Annotated in this window: 1 protein-coding gene; it reads right to left on the bottom strand. The window is 45.6% G+C overall.

Annotated elements, in window-relative coordinates:
* The coding region (locus B7C60_RS17970) for a YjbH domain-containing protein (RefSeq protein ID WP_245868625.1) at window positions 1-443 on the bottom strand (443 nt) is incomplete at both ends.

The raw sequence follows: 443 nt of genomic DNA, 5'->3' as shown, positions 1-443 counted from the left end.
AACCTGTGCTGACGCGACAACATTTGCCCGCCATCACGCTGAATCGGCATCCAAGAAATAGCGGCTCGGTTGGTATTATGCTTTGCCGTCATCATCTCAAGTGGTACTGAGATATAAAAGCCTTTAGTAAAACTGCCTTCGCCAAATTCATCCGCTGATAAATCCGTTTTGGTGGCAAACGCTCCGACAATCACGCCACTGTTAAATTGTTTTGAAAAATCGACCGTGACTCCAATATCTTCTGACAAATAACGTCCCGCGCTCACCTTTAACAAACTATCATCAAACAGTGACCAAAATTGTGGCTGCCAATATAACGTAGCATGACCAGTGGTGCTGCCGGTTTGCACCCGATAGTTGCGATTGATGGTGTTATCGTAATGCACTTCATCACGATAAATCCCAAACATAGAGCCCGCTTCACGCTGAGCAACATAGTTGAC

The sequence above is a fragment of the Vibrio fujianensis genome, from assembly GCF_002749895.1.
GTDB classification, from domain to species: Bacteria; Pseudomonadota; Gammaproteobacteria; order Enterobacterales; family Vibrionaceae; genus Vibrio; species Vibrio fujianensis.
Note: the sequence above shows the minus strand (reverse complement) of the source record. Positions and strands in the feature narration are given on the sequence as shown.